The organism is Streptomyces sp. 11x1 (assembly GCF_032598905.1).
Lineage (GTDB): Bacteria > Actinomycetota > Actinomycetes > Streptomycetales > Streptomycetaceae > Streptomyces.
In genome coordinates, this window is record NZ_CP122458.1 from 2,410,525 (window position 1) to 2,435,310 (window position 24,786).

The 24,786-nt window shown below is 69.8% G+C and carries 18 protein-coding genes; 7 read left to right on the forward strand and 11 right to left on the reverse strand.

The window, feature by feature from the left end:
• Nucleotides 1-240: 240 nt before the first annotated feature.
• A complete protein-coding gene (locus tag P8T65_RS10730) occupies nt 241-900 on the forward strand; it encodes a response regulator transcription factor (RefSeq protein WP_033529424.1) in 660 nt (219 codons plus the stop codon).
• Nucleotides 901-1,076: 176 nt separating this feature from the next.
• A complete protein-coding gene (locus tag P8T65_RS10735) occupies nt 1,077-2,378 on the forward strand; it encodes an HRDC domain-containing protein (protein ID WP_316725193.1) in 1,302 nt (433 codons plus the stop codon).
• A 181-nt stretch (nt 2,379-2,559) separates the two neighbouring features.
• Here P8T65_RS10735 and P8T65_RS10740 read toward each other — a convergent pair whose 3' ends face one another.
• Genes P8T65_RS10740 through P8T65_RS10750 form a run of 3 tightly spaced genes read right to left on the reverse strand, consistent with a single transcriptional unit; the run spans nt 2,560 to nt 5,692 of the window.
• Nucleotides 2,560-3,408, reverse strand: a complete 849-nt coding sequence (locus P8T65_RS10740; RefSeq protein ID WP_399098693.1) for a carbohydrate ABC transporter permease — start codon at nt 3,406-3,408, stop codon at nt 2,560-2,562.
• Entirely contained in the window at nt 3,405-4,376 is a 972-nt protein-coding gene (locus P8T65_RS10745; RefSeq protein WP_316725194.1) for a sugar ABC transporter permease, read from the reverse strand. Before P8T65_RS10745 ends, P8T65_RS10740 begins: the two co-directional genes overlap by 4 nt.
• Nucleotides 4,376-5,692, reverse strand: a complete 1,317-nt coding sequence (locus P8T65_RS10750) for an ABC transporter substrate-binding protein (protein WP_316725195.1) — start codon at nt 5,690-5,692, stop codon at nt 4,376-4,378. Before P8T65_RS10750 ends, P8T65_RS10745 begins: the two co-directional genes overlap by 1 nt.
• A gap of 160 nt (nt 5,693-5,852) precedes the next feature.
• Between P8T65_RS10750 and P8T65_RS10755 the strand changes: the two genes are divergently transcribed.
• From P8T65_RS10755 to P8T65_RS10770, 4 genes are all read left to right on the forward strand, one after another.
• Entirely contained in the window at nt 5,853-8,249 is a 2,397-nt protein-coding gene (locus P8T65_RS10755; RefSeq protein WP_316725196.1) for a glycosyl hydrolase 2 galactose-binding domain-containing protein, read from the forward strand.
• Nucleotides 8,246-9,319: a LacI family DNA-binding transcriptional regulator gene (locus tag P8T65_RS10760; RefSeq protein ID WP_316725197.1), complete on the forward strand. Its 1,074-nt coding sequence runs from the start codon at nt 8,246-8,248 to the stop codon at nt 9,317-9,319. The genes P8T65_RS10755 and P8T65_RS10760 overlap by 4 nt, the downstream gene beginning before the upstream one ends.
• A gap of 249 nt (nt 9,320-9,568) precedes the next feature.
• The gene (locus P8T65_RS10765; RefSeq protein WP_086801864.1) at nt 9,569-10,795 is read left to right on the forward strand and encodes an acetyl-CoA C-acyltransferase; all 1,227 of its coding nucleotides are present in this window, start codon (nt 9,569-9,571) and stop codon (nt 10,793-10,795) included.
• Nucleotides 10,792-12,921, forward strand: a complete 2,130-nt coding sequence (locus P8T65_RS10770; RefSeq protein ID WP_316725198.1) for a 3-hydroxyacyl-CoA dehydrogenase NAD-binding domain-containing protein — start codon at nt 10,792-10,794, stop codon at nt 12,919-12,921. The genes P8T65_RS10765 and P8T65_RS10770 overlap by 4 nt, the downstream gene beginning before the upstream one ends.
• A gap of 200 nt (nt 12,922-13,121) precedes the next feature.
• Here P8T65_RS10770 and P8T65_RS10775 read toward each other — a convergent pair whose 3' ends face one another.
• Nucleotides 13,122-14,243 carry a hypothetical protein gene (locus tag P8T65_RS10775; protein WP_316725199.1) on the reverse strand — a complete coding sequence of 374 codons (1,122 nt, stop codon included), beginning with the start codon at nt 14,241-14,243 and terminating at the stop codon, nt 13,122-13,124.
• A gap of 144 nt (nt 14,244-14,387) precedes the next feature.
• Between P8T65_RS10775 and P8T65_RS10780 the strand changes: the two genes are divergently transcribed.
• Complete coding sequence (locus P8T65_RS10780; RefSeq protein WP_316725200.1) at nt 14,388-14,762, forward strand: NTP pyrophosphohydrolase; 375 nt, start codon at nt 14,388-14,390, stop codon at nt 14,760-14,762.
• A 138-nt stretch (nt 14,763-14,900) separates the two neighbouring features.
• Here P8T65_RS10780 and P8T65_RS10785 read toward each other — a convergent pair whose 3' ends face one another.
• The 7 genes from P8T65_RS10785 to P8T65_RS10815 form a co-directional block, all read right to left on the reverse strand.
• The gene (locus P8T65_RS10785) at nt 14,901-16,424 is read right to left on the reverse strand and encodes an amino acid permease (RefSeq protein ID WP_316725201.1); all 1,524 of its coding nucleotides are present in this window, start codon (nt 16,422-16,424) and stop codon (nt 14,901-14,903) included.
• Between the two features lie 184 nt (nt 16,425-16,608).
• Entirely contained in the window at nt 16,609-18,528 is a 1,920-nt protein-coding gene (gene dxs, locus P8T65_RS10790; protein ID WP_316725202.1) for a 1-deoxy-D-xylulose-5-phosphate synthase, read from the reverse strand.
• A 319-nt stretch (nt 18,529-18,847) separates the two neighbouring features.
• A complete protein-coding gene (locus tag P8T65_RS10795; RefSeq protein ID WP_316725203.1) occupies nt 18,848-20,176 on the reverse strand; it encodes an ABC transporter permease subunit in 1,329 nt (442 codons plus the stop codon).
• Nucleotides 20,173-20,964, reverse strand: a complete 792-nt coding sequence (locus tag P8T65_RS10800; protein ID WP_316725204.1) for an ATP-binding cassette domain-containing protein — start codon at nt 20,962-20,964, stop codon at nt 20,173-20,175. The genes P8T65_RS10795 and P8T65_RS10800 overlap by 4 nt, the downstream gene beginning before the upstream one ends.
• A 252-nt stretch (nt 20,965-21,216) precedes the next feature.
• On the reverse strand, nt 21,217-22,320 hold the full coding sequence (locus tag P8T65_RS10805; protein ID WP_399098698.1) for a sugar ABC transporter substrate-binding protein: 1,104 nt from the start codon (nt 22,318-22,320) through the stop codon (nt 21,217-21,219).
• Between the two features lie 125 nt (nt 22,321-22,445).
• A complete protein-coding gene (locus P8T65_RS10810; RefSeq protein WP_316725205.1) occupies nt 22,446-23,645 on the reverse strand; it encodes an ROK family transcriptional regulator in 1,200 nt (399 codons plus the stop codon).
• A gap of 204 nt (nt 23,646-23,849) precedes the next feature.
• Complete coding sequence (locus P8T65_RS10815; RefSeq protein ID WP_184900485.1) at nt 23,850-24,785, reverse strand: carbohydrate ABC transporter permease; 936 nt, start codon at nt 24,783-24,785, stop codon at nt 23,850-23,852.
• Nucleotide 24,786: the final 1 nt, after the last annotated feature.

The window sequence follows — 24,786 nt, forward strand, 5'->3', positions numbered from 1 at the left end:
TCACTTTGTCGATACGGCCACTTTCGGCCTTGTATCGACATGAAGCGACACCGTTCGGTCTTCGAATGATCGAAGATTTGTCCTAATTGCACGTATTGTTACTCACCAAATCGTGATCATTCTCTAAAGGAGCAGAGGTTTGATGCCGAAGACCTCTGTGACCTTGAAAGCACGGTTCGTCCCGGCTTCGACCCCACGAGCCCAGCGAGCCGGCCCCCGTCCCGCACCCCAGGAGGCCTGGTGTCCGTTCTCCTCGAGCAGCCCGCAAGCCTGGTCGCCTACCGTCCGAACAAGCCGACCGCCATGGTGGTGGTGGCGGATCCCCGGGTCCGGTCCACCGTCACCAGGCACTTGTGGGCCCTCGGGGTCCGCGACGTGATCGAGGCCTCGTCCATCGCCGAGGCCCGTCCCCGCGTCGGCAACCCGCGTGACATCTGCGTCGCAGACGTTCACCTGCCGGACGGTTCCGGCCTCACCCTCCTCTCCGAGACCCGCGCGGCGGGGTGGCCCAACGGCCTCGCCCTCTCCGCCGCCGACGACATCGGCGCCGTCCGCAACGCCCTCGCCGGCGGCGTCAAGGGATACGTCGTCACCGGCACCCGCACCAACATCGGACTGCCCACCCGCCCCGGTGCCGCCCCCATCGGCTCCGCCGCCCGTATGCACCGCCGCCCCCCGGGCGCCCCGAGCCACCCGGGCGGCTACCGGGAGCTGTCGGGACGCGAGGTCGAGGTGCTGCGCCTGGTCGCGGAGGGCCAGTCGAACAAGGCGATCGGCGTCTCCATGGGCCTGTCCGCGCTCACGGTCAAGAGCCACTTGGCCCGAATCGCACGCAAGCTCGGCACCGGTGACCGTGCCGGAATGGTGGCGGTGGCCCTGCGCACCGGGATCATCCACTGACACCGGGACCTCCGAAGCGGCGAGAGGACGGCATTTCCCCCATATATCCAGTCCCTCCCGGTTCGCCGGGAACATTCACTGACACGTGTGACACGTGACTGGTTTACGACCCCACAAGGCCCGTCGGCGGAACGTTCCGTCGGCGGGCCATGTCCATACACGGATACCCTTGACAGGTGACCGACGCCCAAGAGACCGCAGCAGACAGGACCCTGCGAACCACCGGAGGCGCCCCTCCGGACGACGGCGGATCCTCTGAAGCGGGGGCGCCGATCCCTTTGCTGGAGCCGAGGGAGGGCATTCCGGCCGTGATCGCCGACGAATCCTCGCTCGCCGCGGTGATCGCCGCCTTCGCCGCCGGCTCCGGCCCCGTCGCCGTGGACGCCGAACGCGCGTCCGGTTACCGCTATGGTCAGCGGGCCTATCTGGTGCAGCTGCGCCGCGAGGGCGCGGGCACCGCGCTCATCGACCCCGTCGCCTGCCCCGACCTCTCCGGCCTCGGCGAGGCGCTCTCCGGCGTGGAGTGGGTGCTGCACGCGGCCACCCAGGACCTGCCCTGTCTGCGCGAGATAGACATGGTGCCGACGCAGATCTTCGACACCGAGCTGGCCGGGCGGCTCGCGGGCTTCCCCCGGGTCGGTCTCGGCGCGATGGTCGAGGGCGTCCTCGGCTACGTCCTGGAGAAGGGCCACTCCGCGGTCGACTGGTCCACCCGCCCGCTGCCCGAGCCGTGGCTGCGCTACGCCGCGCTCGACGTGGAACTCCTGGTGGACCTGCGGGACGCCCTGGAGAAGGAGCTGGACCGGCAGGGGAAGCTGGAGTGGGCGCGGCAGGAGTTCGACGCGATCGCCTCCGCGCCGCCCGCCGAACCCCGCAAGGACCCCTGGCGGCGGACGTCCGGCATGCACAAGGTGCGGCGGCGCCGGCAGATGGCGGTCGTCCGGGAGATGTGGGAGGCGCGGGACCGCATCGCCCGGCGGCGCGACGTGTCGCCGGGGAAGGTGCTGAGCGACGCGGCGATCGTCGAGGCGGCGCTGGCCCTGCCGGTCAACGCGCACGCGCTGGCCGCGCTGCCCGGGTTCGGACACCGGATGGGACGACGGCAGCTGGAGCAGTGGCAGGCCGCGGTGGACCGGGCCAGGGCCCTGCCGGACTCCGCGCTGCCGGCGCACGGGCAGCCGGTGACGGGGCCGCCGCCGCCGAAGGCGTGGGCCGACAAGGACCCTGCGGCGGCGGCGCGGCTGTCCGCGGCGCGGGCCGGGGTGTCCGCGCTGGCGGAGCAGCTCACCATGCCGCAGGAGAATCTGATCACTCCGGACACGGTGCGGCGGTTGTGCTGGGAGCCGCCGGCCACGGCTGACGCCGAGTCGATCTCCGCGGCGCTGGCGGGATACGGGGCTCGGGCCTGGCAGGTGGAGTTGGTGACGCCGGTGTTGGTGGGGGCGATGGCGGCGGTGGCGAAGACCAAGGGTGCCTAGTCGCCGTAGAGGTTGCGTTGTTCGGCGGGTGCGGGTAATTCGTGGCTGGTCGCGCCCACGCGGCGGAGCCGCATGCGGAGCCGCCGTGGCTGGTCGCGCCCACGCGGCGGAGCCGCATGCGGAGCCGCATGTCGAAACAGCCCCGCGCCCCTCAGGGGTTCCGGCGGCTGTCCAGGCACCCTTACTTCGTCGCTCCCCTCATGAAGCCGTTGTAGATGAATCTCTGGAGCAGCAGGAAGGCGATCAGGGTCGGCAGGATCACCAGGACCGCTCCTGCCGAGATCGTCTCCCAGTGGGCTCCGAAGGGGCCCTTGAAGCGGAACAGGGACGTGGAGATGACGCCTCGGTCGTCGGACGGCAGGTAGAGGAACGGGATGTAGAAGTCGTTGTAGACCGTGATCCCCTTGACGATGACGACCGTGGCGATCGCCGGTTTGAGCAGGGGCAGGATGATCCTGCGGTAGATCGTGAAGGCGTTGGCGCCGTCCAGGCGGGCGGCCTCGTCCAGGGAGACCGGGATCGCCCGCACGAACTGCAGGAAGATGTAGATCGAGACGATGTCGGTGCCCATGTAGAGGGCGATCGGCGCCCAGAGGGTGTCGAACATGCCGAAGCTGTCGACGATCTGGAAGGTGGCGACCTGGGTGGTGACACCGGGGACGAGGGTGGCGACCAGGAAGAGCGCGACGACCAGTTTCCGGAAGCGGAAGGTGAAACGGTCGATCGCGTAGGCCGCCATCGAGCCGATGAGGACCGTTCCGGTGATGGCGAAGAAGAGGATGAAGGCCGTGTTGCCGAAGGCGGCGAGCATCTCGCCGTCGCGGAAGGCCGTGACGTAGTTCTCCAGGTTCAGGAAGTTGTCCGGCAGGGTGAGGGCGCCGTCGCCGGCCGCCATCTCCCGTTCCGTCTTCAGCGAGGTCAGCAGGACCACCAGCAGCGGCAGCAGGACCACGGCCGACGCGCCGACCAGGGACAGATAGGTGAGCGAGCGGGCGACTCGCCTGCGCAGCACGGGTGTCGGCGTCGTCATACGAGGTCCACCCTGTCATCGGGGACCAGTCGGCGTTGCAGCCACGTCACCGCCAGGATGATCAGCAGCAGGACGACCGCGGCGGCTGACGCGAGGCCCGTCTTGTTGAACTGGAAGGCGAGCTTGACGGTCTGGATCACGAACGTCTCGGTGCCGGTGGCGCCGCCCGTCATGATGTACGGGATCTCGAAGACCGAGAGCGAGCCGGAGATCGACAGGATCACGCTCAGGCTCAGGACCGGTCGGATGCCGGGCGCGATGATGTACCGGAACCGGTGCCAGCGGCTCGCGCCGTCGAGTTCGGCCGCCTCGTACAGCTCCCCCGGGATCGACTGGATCGCGCCGAGGAAGAGCACGAAGTTCAGGCCCAGGTAGCGCCACACCGAGACGCCGGCGAGGGAGACGTTCGCGGAGGTCTCCGTGCCCAGCCAGGCGCGGTCCGGCTCGTGGCCGAAGAGGGCGAGGACCGAGTCGAGGGTGCCGCCGTCCTGGAAGAAGTAGAGGAAGACGAAGCCGATCGCGACGCCGTTGATCAGGTACGGGAAGAACAGGACGCCCTTGAAGAGATTCCGGAAGCGGACGTCGAAGCTGAGGATCGTCGCGAAGTACAGGGCGAGCGCTATCTGCACGGCCGACGCGGCCAGGTAGTAGCCGCTGACGAGGAAGACCCGGAACAGCTCGGGGCGGGTGAAGATCTCGACGTAGTTGTCGGTGCCGGTGTAGTGCAACTCGGGGCTGACGCCGTCCCAGTCGGTGAAGCTGTACGCCAGCATGTTGGCGACCGGCGCGTAGGTGAAGGTGATCAGCAGGGCCAGCGGGACGGCCAGGAAGAGCCAGGGGGTGAGCCCGCGCCGCAGGCGCGCCCCGCGAGGGGCGCGCCGGGGCGTGGGGGGCCGGGGCGCAGCCGCCTGGGGCCGCGCCGCCCTCTCCGTCGCGTGCGAGGGGTGTGTCGTACGCGCCTGGGGCATCAGGACCCCACGGTCTTCGCTGCCTCGGTCCAGCGCTTGCCGAGGTCGTCGAGGAAGTCGTCGATGTCGCCGTCCTTGGCGTCGCGGGCGATGTCGACCAGTTCCTGGCGGTAGGCGGGGCCGTTGATGCCGACCTCGGAGGCGCTGTCGATGGCCTTGACCTTGCCGCCCGCGGTGTCGTCCAGTTCGATCAGTTCGACGCCCTGCTCCTCGTAGGGCTTGAGCACCTCGGGCAGCGGGGCGTCCTTCAGTGTGGAGATGGAGAGGTTGTCCGCCGCGTAGCCCGACTTCTCGGTGAACCAGTCGACCCAGGCGCGGGCGGCCTCCTTGTGCCCGGAGTGGATGCTGACGGCCTGGTTGTAGTCGGGGTTGGCGGTCGCGCAGGCCTTGCCGTCGACCCGGGCGGGGAAGGGCATGAAGCCGATGTCGTCGGGGTCGGCCCCGGCCTTCTCGGCCGCCTGCCGGAACTGGATGACCGCCCAGCTGCCGAGCCAGGCCGTGGCGATCTCCCCCTTGGCCAACTGGGGTTTGGAGTTCTCCCAGTTGGTGGTCGCCGGGTCCTTCTCGATCAGGCCCTGGTCGACGATGTCGTACAACAGCCGGTCGGCCACGCGTAGTTCGCCGTCCTCACCCCAGGGGTTGCCCTCGGCGAGGCGGGTGGTGGCCTCGGTGTCGCAGCTGACCGAGCCGTTGACGTACGTCCACTGGGTCAGCGGCCACTGGGCGGCGAAGTTGGTGTAGTACGGGACGGCGTCGGTCTTGGCCTTGACGGCCTTCAGGGCGGTGAGGAACTCCGCCGGGGTGGTGGGCCATTCGGTGACTCCGGCCTCGGTCCAGATCCGCTTGTTGTAGAGGAAGCCCGGGGTCGCGCCCATCGGGCTCTGTCCGTAGACCTTGCCGTCGACCGCGGTGAAGCCGGTGAAGCGGTACTTCTCGCTCAGTTCCTTCTGGGTACCGAGCGAGGCGAAGAACTTCGGGTAGTCGTTCTTCTGGATCACGGACGGGATCATGAGGACGTCGCCGTAGTTGTCGGTGTTCATCCGGATCTTGACTTCGGCCTCGTAGTCGGTGATCCCGTCGAACGTGACCTTCACCTTCGGATAGGTCTTGTTGAAGTCCTCGGCGTACTTCTTCATCGTGCCGTCCTGCACGAGGTCCGTCCGGTGGGTGAGGACCGTGATGGATCCGGACACCTGTGCCGGGTCGTCGGCCGCCTCGGCGTCGGCGCCCTTCGCGCTTCCTCCGCCGCCGGTGCAGCCCGACGCGAGGAGCGCGGCCGCCAGCAGTGTTCCGGTGAGCGTCTTCCGGTGGTTCATGTGCACCAGCTCCGTTCGGGACGGACGAGCACGGGTGGGATGGCTGGTTCGGCACTCTGGCAGCCCGTCACTGAACCGGTAAAGTCCCTATTTCGCCAAGGCTGCCGAAAGATTTCGCGACTGTGTCGGCTCACTGACTGGACCGGTTTAGGGAGTGCGCATGCTGGACGCCACACCGCTCGCCGAGGGCTGGATCCTCCGGCACGACCAGGGACCACTGCCCGCCGCGGTGCCCGGGTGCGTGCACACGGATCTGCTGGCCGCGGGCCTGATCCCGGATCCCTTCCTCGGCCGGAACGAGGACGCGGTGGCGTGGGTGGGGCGCCGCGAGTGGACGTACGAGGTCGAGCTGCCCGGGGGCGGCGCGGCCGGCGGGCACGACCAGACCGATCTGGTCTTCGACGGGCTCGACACCGCTGCCGAGATCCGGCTCGACGGACGGCTCCTCGGCTCGGTACGGAACATGCATCGCTCGTACCGCTTCGACGTCACCGGTATGAGCGGTCTGCTCTCGGTGCGCTTCGCCTCCGCGTACGCCGAGGCCGAGGCGGTGCGCGAACGGCTCGGCGACCGGCCGAACGCCTATCCGCAGCCGTTCCAGTTCATCAGGAAGATGGCCTGCTCCTTCGGCTGGGACTGGGGCCCGACCCTGGTGACCGCGGGGATCTGGCGGCCCGTTCGGCTGGAGCGGTGGTCCACCGCCCGGATCGCCCGGGTGCGGCCGCTGGTGACCGTCGAGGGGACGACGGGCCGGGTGGAGCTGCTCGTCGACGTGGAGCGGGCGGCCGTCGAGGCGGGGCTGCGGCTGGAGGCCCGGGTGGGGGGTGTCGCCGCGGTCGCGGAGGTCGAGGGGACGAGCGGCACCGTACGGCTGGAGGTGCCGGGCGTGGAGCTGTGGTGGCCCCGCGGCTACGGTGAACAACCCCTGTACAAGGTCGAGTTGACCCTCTACGGCGAGAGTGACGCGCTCGATGTCTGGCGGCGGCGGGTCGGGTTCCGGACTGTGGAGCTGGACCGGGGCGCCGATGAGCACGGGACCGCGTTCACGCTCGTCGTCAACGGGGAGCGGCTGTTCGCGCGCGGGGTGAACTGGATCCCGGACGACGTCTTTCCCTCCCGCGTCACGCGCGAGCGGTACCGGGAGCGGCTGGGCCAGGCGACCGGAGCCGGTGTCGATCTCGTACGGATCTGGGGCGGCGGAATCTACGAGAGCGAGGACTTCTACGACGTCTGCGACGAGCTGGGGCTGCTGGTCTGGCAGGACTTCCCGTTCGCGTGCGCGGCCTACCCGGAGGAGCAGCCGCTGCGGGGCGAGGTGGAGGCCGAGGCGCGGGAGAACGTCGTACGGCTGATGCCGCACCCCTCGCTGGTGCTGTGGAACGGCAACAACGAGAACCTGTGGGGGTTCCGGGACTGGGGCTGGGAGGAGCGGCTCGCCGGGGAGTCGTGGGGCGAGGGGTACTACCTGGGGCTGCTGCCGCGGGTGGTCGCGGAGCTGGACCCGACCCGGCCGTACACGGCGGGCAGCCCCTGGTCGGGGTCGTGGGACCGGCATCCGAACGACCCGGCGCACGGCACGCACCACTCCTGGGAGGTGTGGAACCGGGAGGACTACGCGGAGTACCGGTCCGAGGTGCCGCGGTTCGTCGCCGAGTTCGGGTGGCAGGCGCCGCCCGCGTACGCGACCTTGCGGCGGGCGCTGCCGGGTGAGGAACTCGCGCCCGATTCCCCCGGCATGCTGCACCACCAGAAGGCCGAGGACGGGAACGGGAAGCTTCAGCGGGGGCTCGCGCGTCATTTCGTCGTGCCGGACGGGGACTTCGACCGCTGGCACTATCTGACGCAGGTCAACCAGGCGCGGGCGATCGCGGCCGGGATCGAGCACTGGCGGTCGCACTGGCCGGTGTGCGCGGGCACGGTCGTGTGGCAGCTCAACGACTGCTGGCCGGTGACCTCGTGGGCGGCGGTCGACGGGGACGGGCGGGAGAAGCCGCTGTACCACGAGCTGCGCCGGCTGTACGCGGACCGGCTGCTGACGCTTCAAGTGCGAGGCACGGGACTGGTGTTGGCCGTGGTGAACCAGTCGGGTGAGCCGTGGGCCCCGGGTGGTCTGCGGTTGCGGCGGATCACCGTGGAGGGGAACGTCCTCGCCGAGGCGGCGGTGGAAGTGTCCGCCGCCGCGCGTACGGTGGCCGAGGTGCGGGTGCCGCGCGAGGTGGAGCCCGTGGGGGCGAAGGAGTTCCTGGTGGCCGACGGGCGTGACGGGGAGAAGTCGCTGCGGGCGGTGCACTTCCCCCTGCCGGATCGTGAAGTGCCTTATGCGAGGCCGGAGTTCGAGGTCGAGGTCGGGCCGGGTTGGGTGACCGTGACGGCGCGGACGCTGGTGCGGGACCTGCTGCTGCAGGCGGACCGGCTGGGGCCCGTGGCGCGGGCCGACACCGGACTGGTCACCCTGCTGCCGGGTGAGCGGGTGACCATCGGGGTGCGCGGACTGGAGGCCGTGCCGGACGTGGAGGACGCGCGGCGGGCCCTGTACTGCGTGGAGCCCGCCCGATGAGCACCTCGCCGACTCCGCCACCGTCACCGCCGCCCGGTCCGCCGCCGGCACCGACCCCGCGCGTGACCATCAGGGACGTCGCGGCACTCGCCGGGGTGTCCAAGGGGGCGGTGTCGCTCGCGTTCAACCGGAAGCCGGGGCTGTCCGACGCCACGCGGGACCGGATCTTCGCGGCGGCGCGGGAGCTCGGCTGGGCGCCCAACCTGGCGGCGCGGTCTCTGTCGAGTCAGCGGGTCGACGTGGTGGGGCTGGCGATCTGCCGGCCCGCCAGGCAGCTCGGGCTCGAACCGTTCTACATGGAGTTCGTCTCCGGTGTGGAGAGCGTGCTGACCGAGCGGTCCTGCTCGCTGCTGCTGCGGCTGGTGCGGAACCTGGAGGAGGAGGTGGGGCTCCAGGACGCGTGGTGGCGGGGGCGGCAGGTCAGCGGGTCGATCCTCGTCGACTTCCGCGCGGACGACCCCAGAGTGGCCGCGGTGGAGCGGCTGGGGGTGCCTGCGGTGGCCGTCGGGCATCCCTCGCTGACCGGCGGGCTCACGTCGGTGTGGACGGACGACGCGACCGCCGTGACGGAGGCGGTGCGGTATCTGGCGGCGCTGGGGCACCGGCGGATCGCGCGGGTGGGAGGCGCGGCCGCGCTGGGGCACACGGCCATTCGTACGGCGGCGTTCGACCAGGCGGCCCGGGAGTTGCGGCTGGCCGGCGCACGGCAGGTGGCGACCGACTTCTCCGGGGAGGCGGGGGCGCGGGCGACGCGGTCGCTGCTGACCGGGGCGGGGGGTGATCGTCCTACGGCGATCGTCTACGACAACGACATCATGGCGGTGGCGGGGTTGTCGGTGGCGGCGGAGATGGGGGTGCGGGTGCCGGAGGAGGTGTCGTTGCTGGCGTGGGACGACTCGCAGTTGTGCCGGCTGACGCGGCCGACGCTGTCCGCGATGAGTCATGACGTGCACGGGTTCGGGGCGGAGGTGGCGCGGACGTTGTTCGAGGTGATCGGTGGGGGTGGGGATTCGCATCCGGTGGCTACGCCTGTGCTGGTTCCGAGAGGGTCCACCGCGACTGCCCCCTGAGCGCCGTACGGACCGCGGGTTCGTTTCGGCCGGTCGCGCACACGCGGCGGAGCCGCATGTCGATACAGCCTCGCGCCTCTGAGGGCGCTCCATGTAACCGGCGGTAACATGGAGAACACGTGTGACCTTCGCCGCTCCCTCCCCCAGGGGTGGGCAGCACTGTTACTCGCAAGTAGCATGGGCCTGAGCGCGCGCTCAGCGGTTGCGCGTCGCAGCAGTGCCGTCCCGCACCTCTGGAGGAGAGCCATCGTGCCTCGTACCGTCAAGGAAGTCGTCTTCGTCGACGGCGTCCGCACCCCGTTCGGCAAGGCGGGCCCGAAGGGCATCTACCACGAGACCCGCGCCGACGACCTCGTCGTGAAGGCGATCCGGGAGCTGCTGCGCCGCAACCCCGGTCTGGAGCCCGCGAAGATCGACGAGGTCGCCATCGCCGCGACCACGCAGATCGGTGACCAGGGCCTCACCATCGGCCGTACGGCCGGCATCCTCGCCGGTCTGCCGCAGTCGGTGCCCGGTTACTCCATCGACCGCATGTGCGCCGGCGCCCTGACCGCCGTCACCTCGGTCGCCGGTTCCGTCGCCTTCGGCGCCTACGACGTCGCCATCGCCGGTGGTGTCGAGCACATGGGCCGCCACCCGATGGGTGAGGGCGTCGACCCGAACCCGCGGTTCGTCAGCGAGAAGCTGGTCGACGAGTCCGCCCTGTTCATGGGCATGACCGCCGAGAACCTGCACGACCGGTACCCGACGATCACCAAGCAGCGCGCCGACGAGTACGCCGTGCGCTCGCAGGAGAAGGCCGCCAAGGCGTACGCCAACGGCAAGATCCAGGCCGACCTGGTGCCGATCTCGGTGCGCCGCACCAACGCGGAGGCCGGCGAGACGGGCTGGGGCCTGGTCACCGCCGACGAGCCGATGCGGCCCGGCACGACCATCGAGAACCTGACCGGCCTCAAGACCCCTTTCCGGGTCCACGGCCGGGTCACCGCCGGTAACGCGGCCGGTCTGAACGACGGCGCCACCGCCTCGCTCATCGCGTCCGAGGACTTCGCCCGCGAGAACAACCTCCCGGTGAAGATGCGCCTCGTCTCCTACTCCTTCGCGGGTGTGGAGCCGGAGGTCATGGGCTACGGCCCGATCCCGGCCACCGAGAAGGCGCTCGCCCAGGCGGGCCTGTCGATCTCCGACATCGGTCTGTTCGAGATCAACGAGGCCTTCGCCGTCCAGGTGCTGGCCTTCCTGGAGCATTACGGCATCGCCGACGACGACGCGCGCGTCAACCAGTACGGCGGCGCCATCGCCTTCGGTCACCCGCTGGCCTCCTCGGGTGTGCGTCTGATGACGCAGCTCGCCCGCCAGTTCGAGGAGCAGCCGGAGGTCCGCTACGGCCTCACCACCATGTGCGTCGGCTTCGGCATGGGCGCCACCGTCATCTGGGAGAACCCGCACCACAAGGACGCCGGAGGCGACAAGTGAGCACCACCGCTGAGCTTCTCAAGGGCGCGGCCGAACTGTTCCCCGACGAGGTCGTGACGTCCGCGCACGTACGCCACCTCGACCTGCCGTTCGGCGCCGGGCGCTTCGCGCTCATCACGCTGGACAACGGCTTCGACCACACCAAGCCGACCACCTTCGGCCCGGCGTCGCTGGCGAACCTGAACACCGCCATCGACCAGGTCGAGAAGGAGGCCGCGGCCGGCGAGATCGTCGGTGTCGGTGTCACCGGCAAGCCGTTCATCTTCGCCGTCGGCGCCGACCTCAAGGGCGTCGAGCTGCTCAAGGAGCACGAGCACGCGCTCGCCATCGGCAAGGGCGGCCACGAGGTCTTCAAGCGCCTCTCCGCGCTCGCCGTGCCGACCTTCGCGTACTACAACGGTGCCGCCATGGGCGGTGGCGTCGAGGTCGGTCTGCACTGCTCCTACCGGACCGTCTCCGCGGCCCTCCCGGCGTTCTCGCTCCCCGAGGTGTTCCTGGGCCTGGTCCCGGGCTGGGGCGGCTGCACGATCCTGCCGAACCTGATCGGTGCCGACAAGGCCGTCTCGGTGATCATCGAGAACAGCCTCAACCAGAACAAGCAGCTCAAGGGCGAGCAGGTCTACGACCTCGGCATCGCGGACGCGATCTTCGAGGGCGCGGACTTCCTGGAGCAGTCGCTCCTCTGGACGGCGTCCGTCCTCAAGGGCGAGATCGTCATCGACCGCCCGGTGATCGACCGCGGTGAGGCCTGGGACCAGGCCGTCGCCCGGGGCCGGTTCATCGCGGACTCCAAGGTGCACGGGGCGGCCCCGGCCGCGTACCGCGCGCTGGACATCATCGCCGCCGCGAAGAACGGCGACCTCCAGCAGGGCTACGACGCCGAGGACGTCGCCCTCGCCGACCTGATCATGGGTGGCGAGCTGCGCGCCGGCATCTACGCCTTCAACCTGGTGCAGAAGCGCGGCAAGCGCCCGGCCGGCGCCCCGGACAAGTCGCTCGCGCGTCCGGTCACCAAGGTCGGTGTCGTGGGCGCCGGTCTGATGGCCTCCCAGCTCGCGCTGCTCTTCCTGCGCCGCCTGGAGGTGCCGGTCGTGCTGACCGACATCGACCAGGAGCGCGTCGACAAGGGTGTGGGCTACGTCCACGCCGAGATCGACAAGCTGCTGCTCAAGGGCCGGGTCAACCAGGACAAGGCCAACCGCCTCAAGGCCCTGGTCACCGGTGTCCTGGACAAGGCCGAGGGCTTCGCGGACGCGGACTTCATCATCGAGGCCGTGTTCGAGGAGATCGGTGTCAAGCAGCAGGTGTTCGCGGAGGTCGAGGCGGTCGCCCCGGCGCACGCGATCCTCGCCACCAACACCTCCTCGCTGTCGGTGACCGAGATGGCGTCGAAGCTGAAGAACCCCGAGCGGGTCGTCGGCTTCCACTTCTTCAACCCGGTCGCGATCCTCCCGCTCCTGGAGATCGTCCGCGGCGAGCAGACCGACGACGCCTCCCTGGCCACGGCGTTCGCCGTCGCCAAGAAGCTGAAGAAGACCGCGGTCCTGGTGAAGGACGCCCCGGCGTTCGTCGTGAACCGCATCCTGACCCGCTTCATGGGCGAGATCCAGAACGTCATCGACGAGGGCACGCCGGTCGAGGTCGCCGAGAAGGCGGTCGAGCCGCTGGGCCTGCCGATGTCGCCGCTGGTGCTCCTGGAGCTGGTCGGCCCGGCCATCGGCCTGCACGTCTCGGAGACCCTCAACCGGGCCTTCCCCGACCGCTTCACGGTCTCCCCCAACCTCGCGGCCGTCGTCAAGGGGGGCAAGCGCGGCTTCTACGTCTACGACTCCGGCAAGCCGGAGCTGGACCCCGAGGTCGCGGCCCTCCTCAAGCAGGGCGACTCCGTCCTGTCCGAGGAGCAGGTGCGGGCCCGTGTGCTCGACGCCGTCGCCCAGGAGATCGGGCTCATGCTCGACGAGGGTGTCGTCGCCGAGGCGCAGGACATCGACCTCTGCCTGATCACCGGCGCCGGCTGGCCCTTCCACCTGGGCGGCATCACGCCGTACCTGGACCGCGAGGGCGTCAGCGAGCGGGTCAACGGCAAGAAGTTCCTCGAGCCCGGGGTGGCTTCGGTCCCCGCGTGACCCATCGACACGGCTGAGGGCCTCCGCCTACGGGCGGGGGCCCTCTTCCCGTACCGGCCCCGTAAGGGGCGCGGGGAACTGCGCGAGCAACCCTCCACGAACCCGCAGCCGCACCCGCACCCGCACCCGCCGAACCAGCGCCCTCGGCAGACGCGTGGTCGCAATACCGCGTGGGCGCATACGCGGGCGCGAACGCCCCGTCAGACCGCGACCGACGGCGCCAGCGCCAAGCCCGTCTCGTCGTTCTGCCGGGCTATGCGCAACGCGCCCCCCGGGTCGATCACCCCGAGCACCACCCGCCCATGGGCGTCCCGGGCCAACGCCGGCGTCCCCATGCAGTGTTCGCGGGTCGGCGCCCACCAGACCCCGGCCTCCTCGTTCTCCGTGCCGCACGCCGCCAGCAGGGCCCGCCCCTCGCCGCCGCGACGGGCCAGGACCGTGCAGTCGTACCCGTCGAGCGGCACCCGCAGCACGGCGACCGGCCCCTCGGCCGGAGCCCCGTCGAGCGGGATCACCGGGCCGCCCGGCCGGTACGCGACGACGCCTCCGGTCTCCGGGTCGGTCCAGTAGTACGTCGCCCGGTCGGGCCCGGTCTCCAGACCCACCAGGCTGCCGGGCGCCACGGACAGCGGCACGGTGGGCGCCTGGCCGAAGTTCCCGTCCGGCTTCTCCTGCGTCCAGCGCATGACCAGGTCCTGGCCGCCGGCCAGCGCCTCGACGTGCCCGGACGCGTACGCGACCACGGCCACCGGGTCCCGCACCAGGCGGCCCTTGAGGTCGGTCCAGGCGCTCCACTTGCCGCCCGCCAGCTCCCGGCGCAGCATGACGCCGCCGCCCGCGTTGCGGGCGAGGACATGGACGTTGCCGCCGGCGCTCACCGCGCCGGTGGGCCTGCCGAAGCGCACCGCCTTCGCCGCGTCCTTGTGCGGATTGCCCAGCGAACGCCACTCGGTGACGGGTCGTCCGGTCTGGTACTGGATGGCATGCACGACGTCCACGGCGGGCGGCCCGTCGGCCTTGGGCACCTCACGGCGGCCGAGGAAGTGCACATAGGTGTCCTTGCCCTGCACGACGTGGAGGTCGGTCAGCCCCGACACGGGGAAGAGGTCCGGCGCGGTCCACTCGGCGCCCCCGGGCCGTGTCTGCGTCCAGCGCAACAGCCCCGTGCGGGCACGGGCGTACGCGGTGAGCCTGCCGTCCTTGCCGAGGACCAGCCAGGAACCGTCGAGCGTGGTCTCGGCCCGGTGCCCCGCGCTCGCGCCGCTCGCCGAGTTGTCGGCCGCCGCCCCCTGGGCAGCACCGCGCCCGGATCTGGTCCGCATGACGTGACCCGCCCCTTCCGATGACGCTCGGCGCGGCTCCCCTGCCGCCTTCTCGCACGACAGGCGGAAGACCGAGCGGACCCCATCATAGGATCAACGTTTCGCCGACCCGGCCCGGCCGCCCGGCATGCGACCCTGTCCCTCATGGACGCGCCTCTGCTCGTGATCGTCGACGCCGCCAATGTCATCGGCTCCGTCCCCGACGGCTGGTGGCACGACCGGCGCGGCGCGGCGGAGCGGCTGCGCGACCGTCTGGCCCGGGACGGGGTTCCCGGCCGGGAGGGGCCCGTCGAGCTCGTGATGGTCGTCGAGGGCGCCGCCCGGGGGGTGGAGCCGGTGCCCGGTGTACGGGTCGAGGCGGCGCCCGGCAACGGTGACGACCGCATCGTGGAACTCGTCGCCGAGGAGGCGCGCGACCGCCCCTGCCTCGTGGTCACCGCCGACCGTGAACTGCGGCGCAGGGTGGGAGAGTTGGGCGCCGAGGTGGCCGGACCGCGGACGGTGCGCGGGGACGCCTGACCAAGCCGTCCGTCGGTCCGTCGGTCCGTCGGTCCGTCGGTCGAGGAACCGCCCCTGGTACGGCACGCCTCCGGCCTCGTGCCTCCCGCCGGAAGCGGGACGTACGAGGCCGGAGAGCGGATCGAGGCCGCGCGGTCGCTACGGGGTGCCGCCTCCCGGCGGCCCCCCGACCCCGCCCGCGGGCGTCTTCTCGGGACGTGCGAGCCGGCTGTGCGAGCGGCCGTAGACGAAGTAGACGACGATGCCGAGGGCCATCCAGGCCACGAACCGGAGCCAGGTCTCGGCGGGCAGGTTGAGCATCAGCCACAGCGAGGCGCACACCGAGAGGATCGGGACGACCGGCACCCAGGGCGTGCGGAACGCGCGGTGCAGGTCGGGCCGGGTCCGGCGGAGGATGACGACACCGATCGCGACGACCACGAAGGCGAACAGCGTGCCGATGTTCACCAGCTCGGCCAGCTCGCTCAGCGGGGTGAAGCCCGCGACGATCGCGATGACCACACCGAGAAGGATGGTCGGCCGGTGCGGGGTCTTGAACCGGGGGTGGACGTGGGAGAAGAAGCGCGGCAGCAGTCCGTCGCGGCTCATCGCGAAGAACACCCGGGTCTGACCGAGCAGCAGGATCATGCACACGGTCGTCAGACCGACGGCGGCGCCGAAACTGATGAAGCCGGCGAACCACGGATGCCCGGTGGCCTTGAACGCGTCGGCGAGCGGCGCGGTCACGGACAGGTCGGTGTAGTGCTGCATGCCGGTGACGACGATCGAGACCGCCACGTACAGCGTGGTGCAGATCAGCAGGGAGCCGAGGATGCCCCGGGGCATGTCGCGCTGCGGGTGCCTCGTCTCCTCGGCGGCCGTGGCGACGACGTCGAAGCCGATGAACGCGAAGAAGACGACGGAGGCGGCCGTGAAGATGCCCATCACCCCGAAGTTGGCGGGCGCCCAGCCGAACATCAGCTGGATCAGCGGGGACTGGAGACTGTCGCCCGCCGGTACCTCCTGCGCCTTGGGGATGAACGGGTCGTAGTTGTCGGCGGTGACGAAGAAGGCGCCCGCGATGATCACGGTGAGGACGACGGTCACCTTGATGGCGACGACGACCGAGGTGACCCGCGCGGAGAGCTTGGTGCCGGCCACGAGGATGGCGGTGAGGATCAGGACGAGCGCGGCGGCGAGGATGTCGAAGCCGAAGCCGTCGGCCCCGTCCCTCGTGCCGAGCGCGGCCGGCAGGTCCCAACCGGCGTTGTCCATCAGCGAGTGGATGTAGCCGGACCAGCCGACGGCCACCACCGCCGTCCCCAGCGCGAACTCCAGGACCAGGTCCCAGCCGATGATCCAGGCGGGCAGTTCCCCGAGGGAGGCGTACGAGAAGGTGTACGCGGATCCGGCGACCGGGACCGTGGAGGCGAACTCCGCGTAGCACAGGGCGGCGAGCGCGCAGACGACGCCGGCCACGACGAAGGCGAGGGCGACGGCGGGACCGGCGTTGTTCTTGGCCACCGTGCCGGTGAGGACGAAGATGCCGGTGCCGATGATGACACCGACGCCGAAGACGGTCAGATCCAGCGCGGACAGGGATTTCTTGAGCGCGTGCTCTGGCTCCTCGGTATCGAGGATGGACTGCTCCACCTTCTTCGTCCGGAAGAGTGTGCTGCTCACGGGCGTACCTCCCACGCTTGTCGTCCTCGACCTGATCGAGAGGGGGCGATGGGGGTCCCCCCGGGTCGAGCGAAGCCGAGAGCTGGGGGAGCGTATGCCCCGGCGCGAGCGATTTCACGCGAATGGGCCGGTCTCACCACCGTAAAGGATGGCGAAACCGGCCCATTCGGGCTGAACGGGTGGGTCAGTCGCGCGCCGGTTCCGCCTCGGCGGGCGCGCCGTCGAGGCGGCCGTCGAGCTTGGAGACCAGCCCGGTGACCTGGCGGGCGATGTCGGGCGCGGTGAGCCCGATCTCGGCCATGACCTCGGCGCGGGAGGCGTGGTCGAGGAAGCGCGGCGGGATGCCGAAGTCGCGCAGCGGGATGTCCACGCCGGCGTCGCGCAGTGCCTGGGCGACGGCCGAACCGACGCCGCCGACGCGGGAGTTGTCCTCGACGGTGACGACCACACGGTGCTTGTCGGCGAGCGGCGCCATGTGCTCGTCGACGGGCTTGACCCAGCGGGGGTCGACGACCGTCGTGGTGATGCCCTGCTTGTCGAGCAGGTCGGCGATCTCCAGGCACATCGGCGCGAGGGCGCCGACGGAGACGAGGAGCACGTCCGGGGTGTCGGTGCCGGGCTCGCGCAGCACGTCCATGCCGCCGACCCGGCGCAGCGCGGGTACGGCGGGGCCGACGGCGCCCTTGGAGAAACGCACCACGGTCGGCGCGTCGGTGACCTCGACGGCCTCGCGCAGCTGGGCGCGGACCTGGTCGGCGTCGCGCGGCGCGGCCAGCCTGAGCCCCGGGACGACCTGGAGGATCGACATGTCCCACATGCCGTTGTGCGAGGCGCCGTCGGTGCCGGTGACACCCGCCCGGTCCAGGACGAACGTCACACCGCACTTGTGGAGGGCGACGTCCATCAGGACCTGGTCGAAGGCGCGGTTGAGGAAGGTTGCGTACACCGCGAAGACGGGGTGCAGTCCGCCCGTGGCGAGGCCCGCCGCCGAGACGGCGCCGTGCTGCTCGGCGATGCCGACGTCGTACACCCGTTCGGGGAAGGCCTTGGCGAACTTGTCGAGTCCGACCGGCTGGAGCATGGCCGCCGTGATGGCGACGATGTCCTCGCGCTCCTTGCCGAGCTTCACCATCTCCTCGCCGAAGACCGAGGTCCAGTCGGCGCCGGAGGAGGTGATGGGCAGACCGGTGTCCGGGTGGATCTTGCCGACGGCGTGGAAGCGGTCGGCCTCGTCCTGGAGGGCGGGCTGGTAGCCGCGGCCCTTCTCGGTGAGGCAGTGCACGATGACCGGCCCGCCGAAGCGCTTGGCGCGGGAGAGCGCGGACTCCAGGGCCTCGATGTCGTGCCCGTCGATCGGACCGACGTACTTCAGGCCGAGGTCCTCGAACATGCCCTGGGGGGCGATGAAGTCCTTCAGGCCCTTCTTGGCGCCGTGCAGCGTCTCGTAGAGCGGCCGGCCGACGACCGGGGTGCGCTCCAGCAGGTCCTTGCCGCGGGCGAGGAAACGCTCGTAGCCGTCCGTCGTCCGCAGCGTGGCCAGGTGGTTGGCGAGGCCGCCGATGGTAGGCGCGTACGAGCGCTCGTTGTCGTTGACGACGATGACCAGGGGGCGGTCCTTGGCGTCGGCGATGTTGTTGAGCGCCTCCCAGGCCATACCGCCGGTCAGCGCGCCGTCACCGATGACCGCGACCACGTGGTCGTCGCGTTCGAGCACCTGGTTGGCCTTCGCGAGGCCGTCGGCCCAGCCCAGCACCGTGGAGGCGTGGCTGTTCTCGATGACGTCGTGCTCGGACTCGGCCTGCGAGGGGTAGCCGGACAGGCCGCCCTTCATCTTCAGCTTGGAGAAGTCCTGGCGGCCGGTCAGCAGCTTGTGGACGTAGGACTGGTGACCCGTGTCCCACAGCACCTTGTCCTTGGGCGAGTCGAAGACCCGGTGCAGGGCGATGGTGAGCTCGACCACGCCGAGGTTGGGGCCGAGGTGACCGCCGGTCTTCGACACCGCCTCGACGAGGAAGGTCCGGATCTCCTCCGCCAGCTGGTCCAACTCCTCCAGGCTGAGCCGGTCCAGATCGCGCGGTCCCCTGATGCGGGTCAGCAGCGGCACCCGTGCCTCCTTGCGATAGTGCTGTTCGAGCGTTACCGGGCTCGTCGAAGTCTAATCTTCCGCGCACCGGGCCGACCGCCGGGCGGTCGGGTCCCGTGTCACACGAACGGCCGTAGACCATCCTGCGCAGACGTACCCGTACGAAACGTCCGACAACAAGCGGAAGTGCCCGGCGCCTTGAAGGCACCGGGCACATTCGCGCCCCGAAGGGGCGCGGGGCTGTTTCGATATGCGGCTCCGCCGCGTGGGCGCGACCAGCCACGAACGACCCGCGGCCGGCAACGGACAGGCCCCCCAACGGCGCCCCTCCGCAAAACGGCTACGCGCGCCCCGCCGCTTTCTGGCTCCTGCGGCTGACGGAGTCGATGACCACCGCACCCAGCAGCACCGCGCCCGTGATCATGTACTGGATCGAGGTGTTCATGTTCAGCAGGTCGAGACCGGTCTGGATCGACTGGATCACCAGCATGCCCAGCAGCGCCGACCACACCGACCCGCGCCCGCCGAAGAGGCTGGTGCCGCCGATGACGGCCGCAGCGATCGCGAGCATCAGCGTGTTGCCGCCACCGGCGGACAGCGTCGCGCTCGCGGTCTGGCCGGCGAAGAACATACCGCCGATCGCCGCGAAGCCACCGGAGATGGCGAACACGGTGATCCGGATCATCGGCACATTGATACCGGCCCGGCGGGCCGCCTCGATGCCACCGCCGACCGCGAACACCTGACGGCCGTACGTCGTACGCCGCAGGACGAAGTCCACGATCACCAGCGCCGCGAGGAAGATCACCAGCGCGTTGGAGACACCGGACGCGTTGTTGAGCACGGCGGCGCCGGCGAAGGAGACCAGCGCGAGCGCGCCGACGCGCAGCAGGATCTCGCTGGTCGGCCGGAACGGCACACCCGCGGCCCGACGACGGCGCTGCTCGTTGACGTTGCCGACGAGGGAGAGCGCCACGGCGAGGCCCGCCAGGATGTACGCGCCGATGATGGCCTGGTCCATGAAGAAGGAGCTCTGGCCGAGCAGACGGACCGGGCCCTCGTCGGAGGGGATGTTGATGGTGCCGCTCTCACCCAGCAGCCACAGCATCAGACCGTTCCAGCCGAGGAAGCCGGCCAGGGTGACGACGAACGCGGGTACGCCGATCTTGGCGAAGAACCAGCCGTGCAGCGCGCCGATGGCGAGACCGGTGATGACCGCGAGGACCAGTGCCAACCAGGAGTTCATGCCCTCGTTCACCGCGAACACGGCGAACAGGGTCGAGGCCAGGCCGCTGACCGAACCCACGGACAGGTCGATCTCGCCGAGCAGCAGCACGAACACCAGGCCGATGGCGAGCATGCCGGTGGCCGAGAGGAAGTAGCTGATGTTCGAGAGGTTGTCGGCACTGAGGAAACGATCGTTCTGAAGCTGGAAGATCGTCCAGATGACGATCAGACCGATGACCACCGGCAGCGAGCCCAGCTCGCCGCCCTTCACCTTGCGCTTGAACTCGGTGACATAGCCCTTGAGGCCCTCTTCGCGGACCAGCAGACGCGGGTCGACGACGGTGACCGGCGCCGCCGTGGGGTCGTCGGCGGGGGCGACCGTGGTCTGGCCCTCGCCGACGGTCGCGGAATCGCTCTTCACGGTCTTGGACGTGTCACTCACTTTGCCGCCTCCGTGGTGCGCCGCTCCGCGCGACGGGTCACGGCGTTGTCCGTGGCACCGGTGATCGCGGCGATGATCTCTTCGTGGCTGGTGTCCTTCACGGAGAAGGAGCCGTTGTTCTTGCCCAGGCGCAGAACCGCGACGGTGTCCGCGACCGCCTTGACATCGGCCATGTTGTGGCTGATGAGGATGACGGCGAGGTCGCGCTCACGCAGCCGTTCGACCAGGTCGAGGACCTGCGCGGTCTGCTCGACGCCGAGGGCGGCGGTGGGCTCGTCCAGGATGACGAGCTTGGGGTCACCGATGAGGGCGCGGGCGATGGCGACGACCTGGCGCTGACCGCCGGAGAGGCTCGCGATCGGGATCCGTACGCTCGGGATCCGGATGGAGAGCGTGGACAGCAGCTCCCGGGAGTTCTTCTCCATCGTCACCTCGTCGATGACGCCCCGGTGCAGCAGCTCGCGGCCGAGGTAGAGGTTGCCGACGACGTCGAGGTTGTCGCAGAGCGCGAGGTCCTGGTAGACCGTCGCGACACCGAGGCCCTGGGCGTCGTGCGGCTTGTTGATCCTGACCGGGTCACCCTGCCACTCGATGACGCCCTCATCGATGGGGTGGACACCCGCGATGGTCTTGACCAGGGTGGACTTTCCTGCGCCGTTGTCGCCCACCAGGGCGACCACTTCACCGGCGTGGACCTCCAGCTCGACGTCGGTGAGTGCCTGCACCGCACCGAATCGCTTGGAGACTCCGCGCAACGCCAGCACGGGCGTAGCGGACACGTGAACCATCTCCTTCGCCGCCTGACCGGCGGGGATGCCGCGCTTGGGACCAGCGCGGAGGAATGTGCCCGGCCCCGGGATGGGGACCGACGCACAAGGCTTACAAGGTGAACATGTGAAGTCCGCTGCTCTGTCGGCAGCGGTTCCGTCCGACGCCCGCCCCGGAAGCGGGGTCTGAAGTCGGGGCGGGCGCCGGACAGGTTCTACGGGACCGCGGGGGTCGTCCCAGGGACGACCCCGCGCGGCCGAGGGCCCGAGCGACTACTCGAGGCCGGCCTCCTTGCAGGCCTTCGCGAACTCGGGGGTGCAGATGTCGGCGACCGTGTAGAGGCCGTCCTTGACCACCGTGTCCTTGATGTTGTCCTTGGTCACGGAGACCGGGACCAGCAGCTTCGCCTGGACCTTGTCACCGGAACCGCTGGTCACCTCGGTGTCGGCCAGGGACTTGATGTCCTTGCCCTCCAGCAGGTTGACCGCGAGCTCGGCGGCCGTGTCGGCCTCCGGCTTGTAGGCCTTGTAGACCGTGGAGGACTGCGTGCCGGCGACGATCCGCTGGATGGCCGCGAGCTCGGCGTCCTGGCCGGTCAGCGGGATGCCGCTGATCTTCGCACCCTTGAGGGTGTTGGCGATGCCACCGGCCATGCCGTCGTTGGCGGCGTAGACGCCGGCGATGTTCTTGGCGCCCAGCTGGGTGATGGCCGCGGACATCTTCTGGGCGGCGACGGTGTCCTTCCAGAGGCCGGACTGCTCGTAGGCGATGTCGACCTTGCCGTCGAGGGCCTTGTGCGCGCCCTCCTTGAACTGACCGGCGTTCGGGTCGGCGTCGTCACCGTTGATCATGACGACCTTGGCCTTGGGGGTCGCCTTGTCGCCGAGGGCGGCGATGAGGGCCTCGCCCTGCAGCTCGCCGACCTTCACGTTGTCGAAGGAGACGTAGGCCGAGACCGGGCCCTGGGCCAGACGGTCGTAGGCGATGACCTTCACGCCCTTGTCCACCGCGGACTGGATGGAGGACTTGATGGCGGCGGAGTCCTGGGCGGAGACGACGATGACCTTGACGCCCTTGGTCACCATGGTGCTCATCTGCTGAGCCTGCTTGGTGGGGTCGGCGGCCGCGTTCGCGTACTCGACCGTGCAGTCGTCGCAGAGTTCCTTGACCTTGTCCTCGAAGTACGGACGGTCGAACTTCTCGTAGCGCGCGGTGACGTTGTCGGGCAGGAGCAGACCGATCGTCTTGCTGTCGCCGCCACCGGTGCTGCCGCTGTCCGAGTCGTTGTCGTCGCCGGCCTTGCCACAGGCGGCCACGGAGAGCGCCAGCGAAACCGCGGTGGCACCGATCACGACTCTACGCATCGTTGCGTTCATTTTGGGTTGTGCCTCCCTGACACGGGCCGCAACGCTGCGGCCGAGGTGGCTGGAAGTCAACTCGGCCACACGTGCGACGTCAAGAAGTAAATCCTTAACGGGTTGGCAACGGCGTGTTTCGTTCTCTAAGTGAAGACAGGGGTTGCCGCGGAGAGGGTCCCGTCCAAAAGGGTCGAATCACCCATCTCACTGAGGGCCAGCGCCAGGGCCCCGAGGACCTCGGCACGGCCACCAAGTGCCCCTGGCAGCACTGAGAGTTGACGTGCGGCACTCGGGATCGCGTACCGGCCGACCGACTCCCTTATGGGTCCGAGAACCAGCTCTCCGGCCTCGGCGAGATCGCCACCGAGGACCACGCGGCTCGGGTTCAACAGATTGCAGAGATTGGCGACTCCACTTCCGATGTGTCGGCCGACGTCGGCGATCACCCGACGGCAGCCCGGATCCCCGTCCCTCGCCAGCCGTACGACCCCTTCCATGGTCAGATCGGTGCCGTGGCTGGACTGGAGGAGCGGCAGCACATAGCGCGCGGCAGCGAAGGTCTCCAGGCAGCCGCGGTTGCCACAGCGGCAGACCGGGCCGGATTCATCAAGAGTAATATGCCCGATTTCGCCCGCTGTGCCACCCGGGCCCCTGTAGATCTTGCCATCGATCACCAGACCGGCACCAACGCCGCTGGAGACCTTGATGTAGGCCAGGTCCCGCACACCCCGGCCGCTGCCCCAGACCAGCTCACCGAGGGCACCGAGGTTGGCGTCGTTGTCCACGTGCACGGCGACACCCAGGCGGTCCTGCATCTCGGCGGCGGGCTTGGTGCCGGTCCAGCCCGGCAGGATCGCGGTGGAGCCGAGCGTCCCGGACTCCACGTCGATCGGGCCGGGCACCCCCAGCCCCACGCCCGCGACCTTCGTACGATCCACCCCGGTGGCCTCGATCAGCCGGGTGACCAGCTGCTCCGCACGGTCGAACCCCTGCGCCGAGGAGGCGTCCACGTCCAGCGGCTCGGCCTCCTCGGCGAGGACCTGATGGGCGAGATTTCCGATCGCGACGCGCAAATGCGTGTGCCCGAAGTCCACGCCGATCACGATGCCCGCGTCCCCGCTCAGCGAGACTGCGCGCGCCCGGCGGCCACCCGCCGACGTGGGCGTGACCTCGACGGTTCCACCGTCCTTGAGTTCGCGCACGATGTTGGAGACCGTGGCCGCGGACAGGCCGGTGGTCCTCGCGATCTCCGCCTGCGTGAGCGACCCGGCGAGGCGCACCGCCCGAACGACGCGCTCGAGATTTGCTCGGTGCAGCGACGACTGCGACCCCGGAGTCTCCATCGACTCATCCACTCCCGTCCCGGACCGGGCGGCCCGCACGCCGCCCGGGTGACCCGGGTCACAGCCACGGAACCCAGGTCACTTACAAGTTGTGAACTCCAAGCTCCGCTGAACGGGTTACCGCAGTCAAGTCCTTGACGGAAACTGAGACCGCCGAATGACCACTAGATGTCACTCTGCGGCTACTTGGGGTCCTGGGATCGGCTACTTGAGGGTGGCCGAGGTGAGGCCGGCCTGGACCTGTCGCTGGAAGGAGAGATAGACGACGAGCATGGGGATCATGGCGATGGTGACCCCGGCGAAGAGGACGGGCAGGTCCGAGGCGTAGCCCTGCTGCTGCTGGAGCTGGATGAGGCCCTGGGTGAGGACGTACCGCTCGGGATCGTCGCCGCTCTGCGGCTGCATGAGGACCGTGGGCAGGATGAACTGGTTCCACTGCCCCAAGGTGTTGAAGATCCCGACGCTGATCAGTCCGGGCTTGGCCATCGGCAGCATGACCTGGAAGAACGTCCGGGTGTGCGAGGCTCCGTCGAGGATGGCGGCCTCGAAGACGGCGGTGGGCAGCGTCCGGAAGAACGCGTGCATGAAGAACACCGTGAACGGCAGCGAGTAGGCGACGTACACCAGGATCAGCCCCTGGTAGGTGTTCAGCATGTCCAGCCGTTTGACCATGAAGAACAACGGCACCAGGGCCAGGAACACGGGGAACATCGCGCCGGCGACGAAGAAGTAGTACAGCAGCCGGTTGCCCCGGAACGGGTAGCGGGCCAGGACGTACGCGGCCATCGAGCCGAACAGCATGGTCAGCGGCACGGAGAAGACCAGCACGATGACCGTGTTGACGAAGTAGTCGCCGATGCCCTTGTCCCAGGCCCGGGAGAAGACGTCCAGGGACCAGTTCTGCGGCCAGCCGAAGGCCGAGCCGCCGATCTGGGCGTCGGTCTTGAAGGAGCTGAGCACCAGCCACAGCAGCGGCAGCACGATCAGTAGGGCCCACAGGGCGAGGAACCCGTGCGAGAAGACGTTGAGGACGACGCCTTCCCCGCGCTCGTCGCCGGGACCACCGGACCCCCGCTTGGTCACGGTCGGGCCGGTGGGGACCGAGTCGCCGCGCGAGGCGGTCTTGAGGGGTGCACTCATC

Bases quoted from the DNA above. Each gene is read 5' to 3' on its own strand.
- P8T65_RS10740 (WP_399098693.1), bottom strand. From the start codon at position 3,408: ATGACGACGCCGACACCCGTGCTGCGCAGGCGAGTCGCCCGCTCGCTC.
- P8T65_RS10745 (WP_316725194.1), bottom strand. From the start codon at position 4,376: ATGCCCCAGGCGCGTACGACACACCCCTCGCACGCGACGGAGAGGGCG.
- P8T65_RS10750 (WP_316725195.1), bottom strand. From the start codon at position 5,692: ATGAACCACCGGAAGACGCTCACCGGAACACTGCTGGCGGCCGCGCTC.
- P8T65_RS10755 (WP_316725196.1), top strand. From the start codon at position 5,853: ATGCTGGACGCCACACCGCTCGCCGAGGGCTGGATCCTCCGGCACGAC.
- P8T65_RS10760 (WP_316725197.1), top strand. From the start codon at position 8,246: ATGAGCACCTCGCCGACTCCGCCACCGTCACCGCCGCCCGGTCCGCCG.
- P8T65_RS10775 (WP_316725199.1), bottom strand. From the start codon at position 14,243: ATGCGGACCAGATCCGGGCGCGGTGCTGCCCAGGGGGCGGCGGCCGAC.
- P8T65_RS10780 (WP_316725200.1), top strand. From the start codon at position 14,388: ATGGACGCGCCTCTGCTCGTGATCGTCGACGCCGCCAATGTCATCGGC.
- P8T65_RS10800 (WP_316725204.1), bottom strand. From the start codon at position 20,964: ATGGTTCACGTGTCCGCTACGCCCGTGCTGGCGTTGCGCGGAGTCTCC.
- P8T65_RS10805 (WP_399098698.1), bottom strand. From the start codon at position 22,320: ATGAACGCAACGATGCGTAGAGTCGTGATCGGTGCCACCGCGGTTTCG.
- P8T65_RS10810 (WP_316725205.1), bottom strand. From the start codon at position 23,645: ATGGAGACTCCGGGGTCGCAGTCGTCGCTGCACCGAGCAAATCTCGAG.
- P8T65_RS10815 (WP_184900485.1), bottom strand. From the start codon at position 24,785: ATGAGTGCACCCCTCAAGACCGCCTCGCGCGGCGACTCGGTCCCCACC.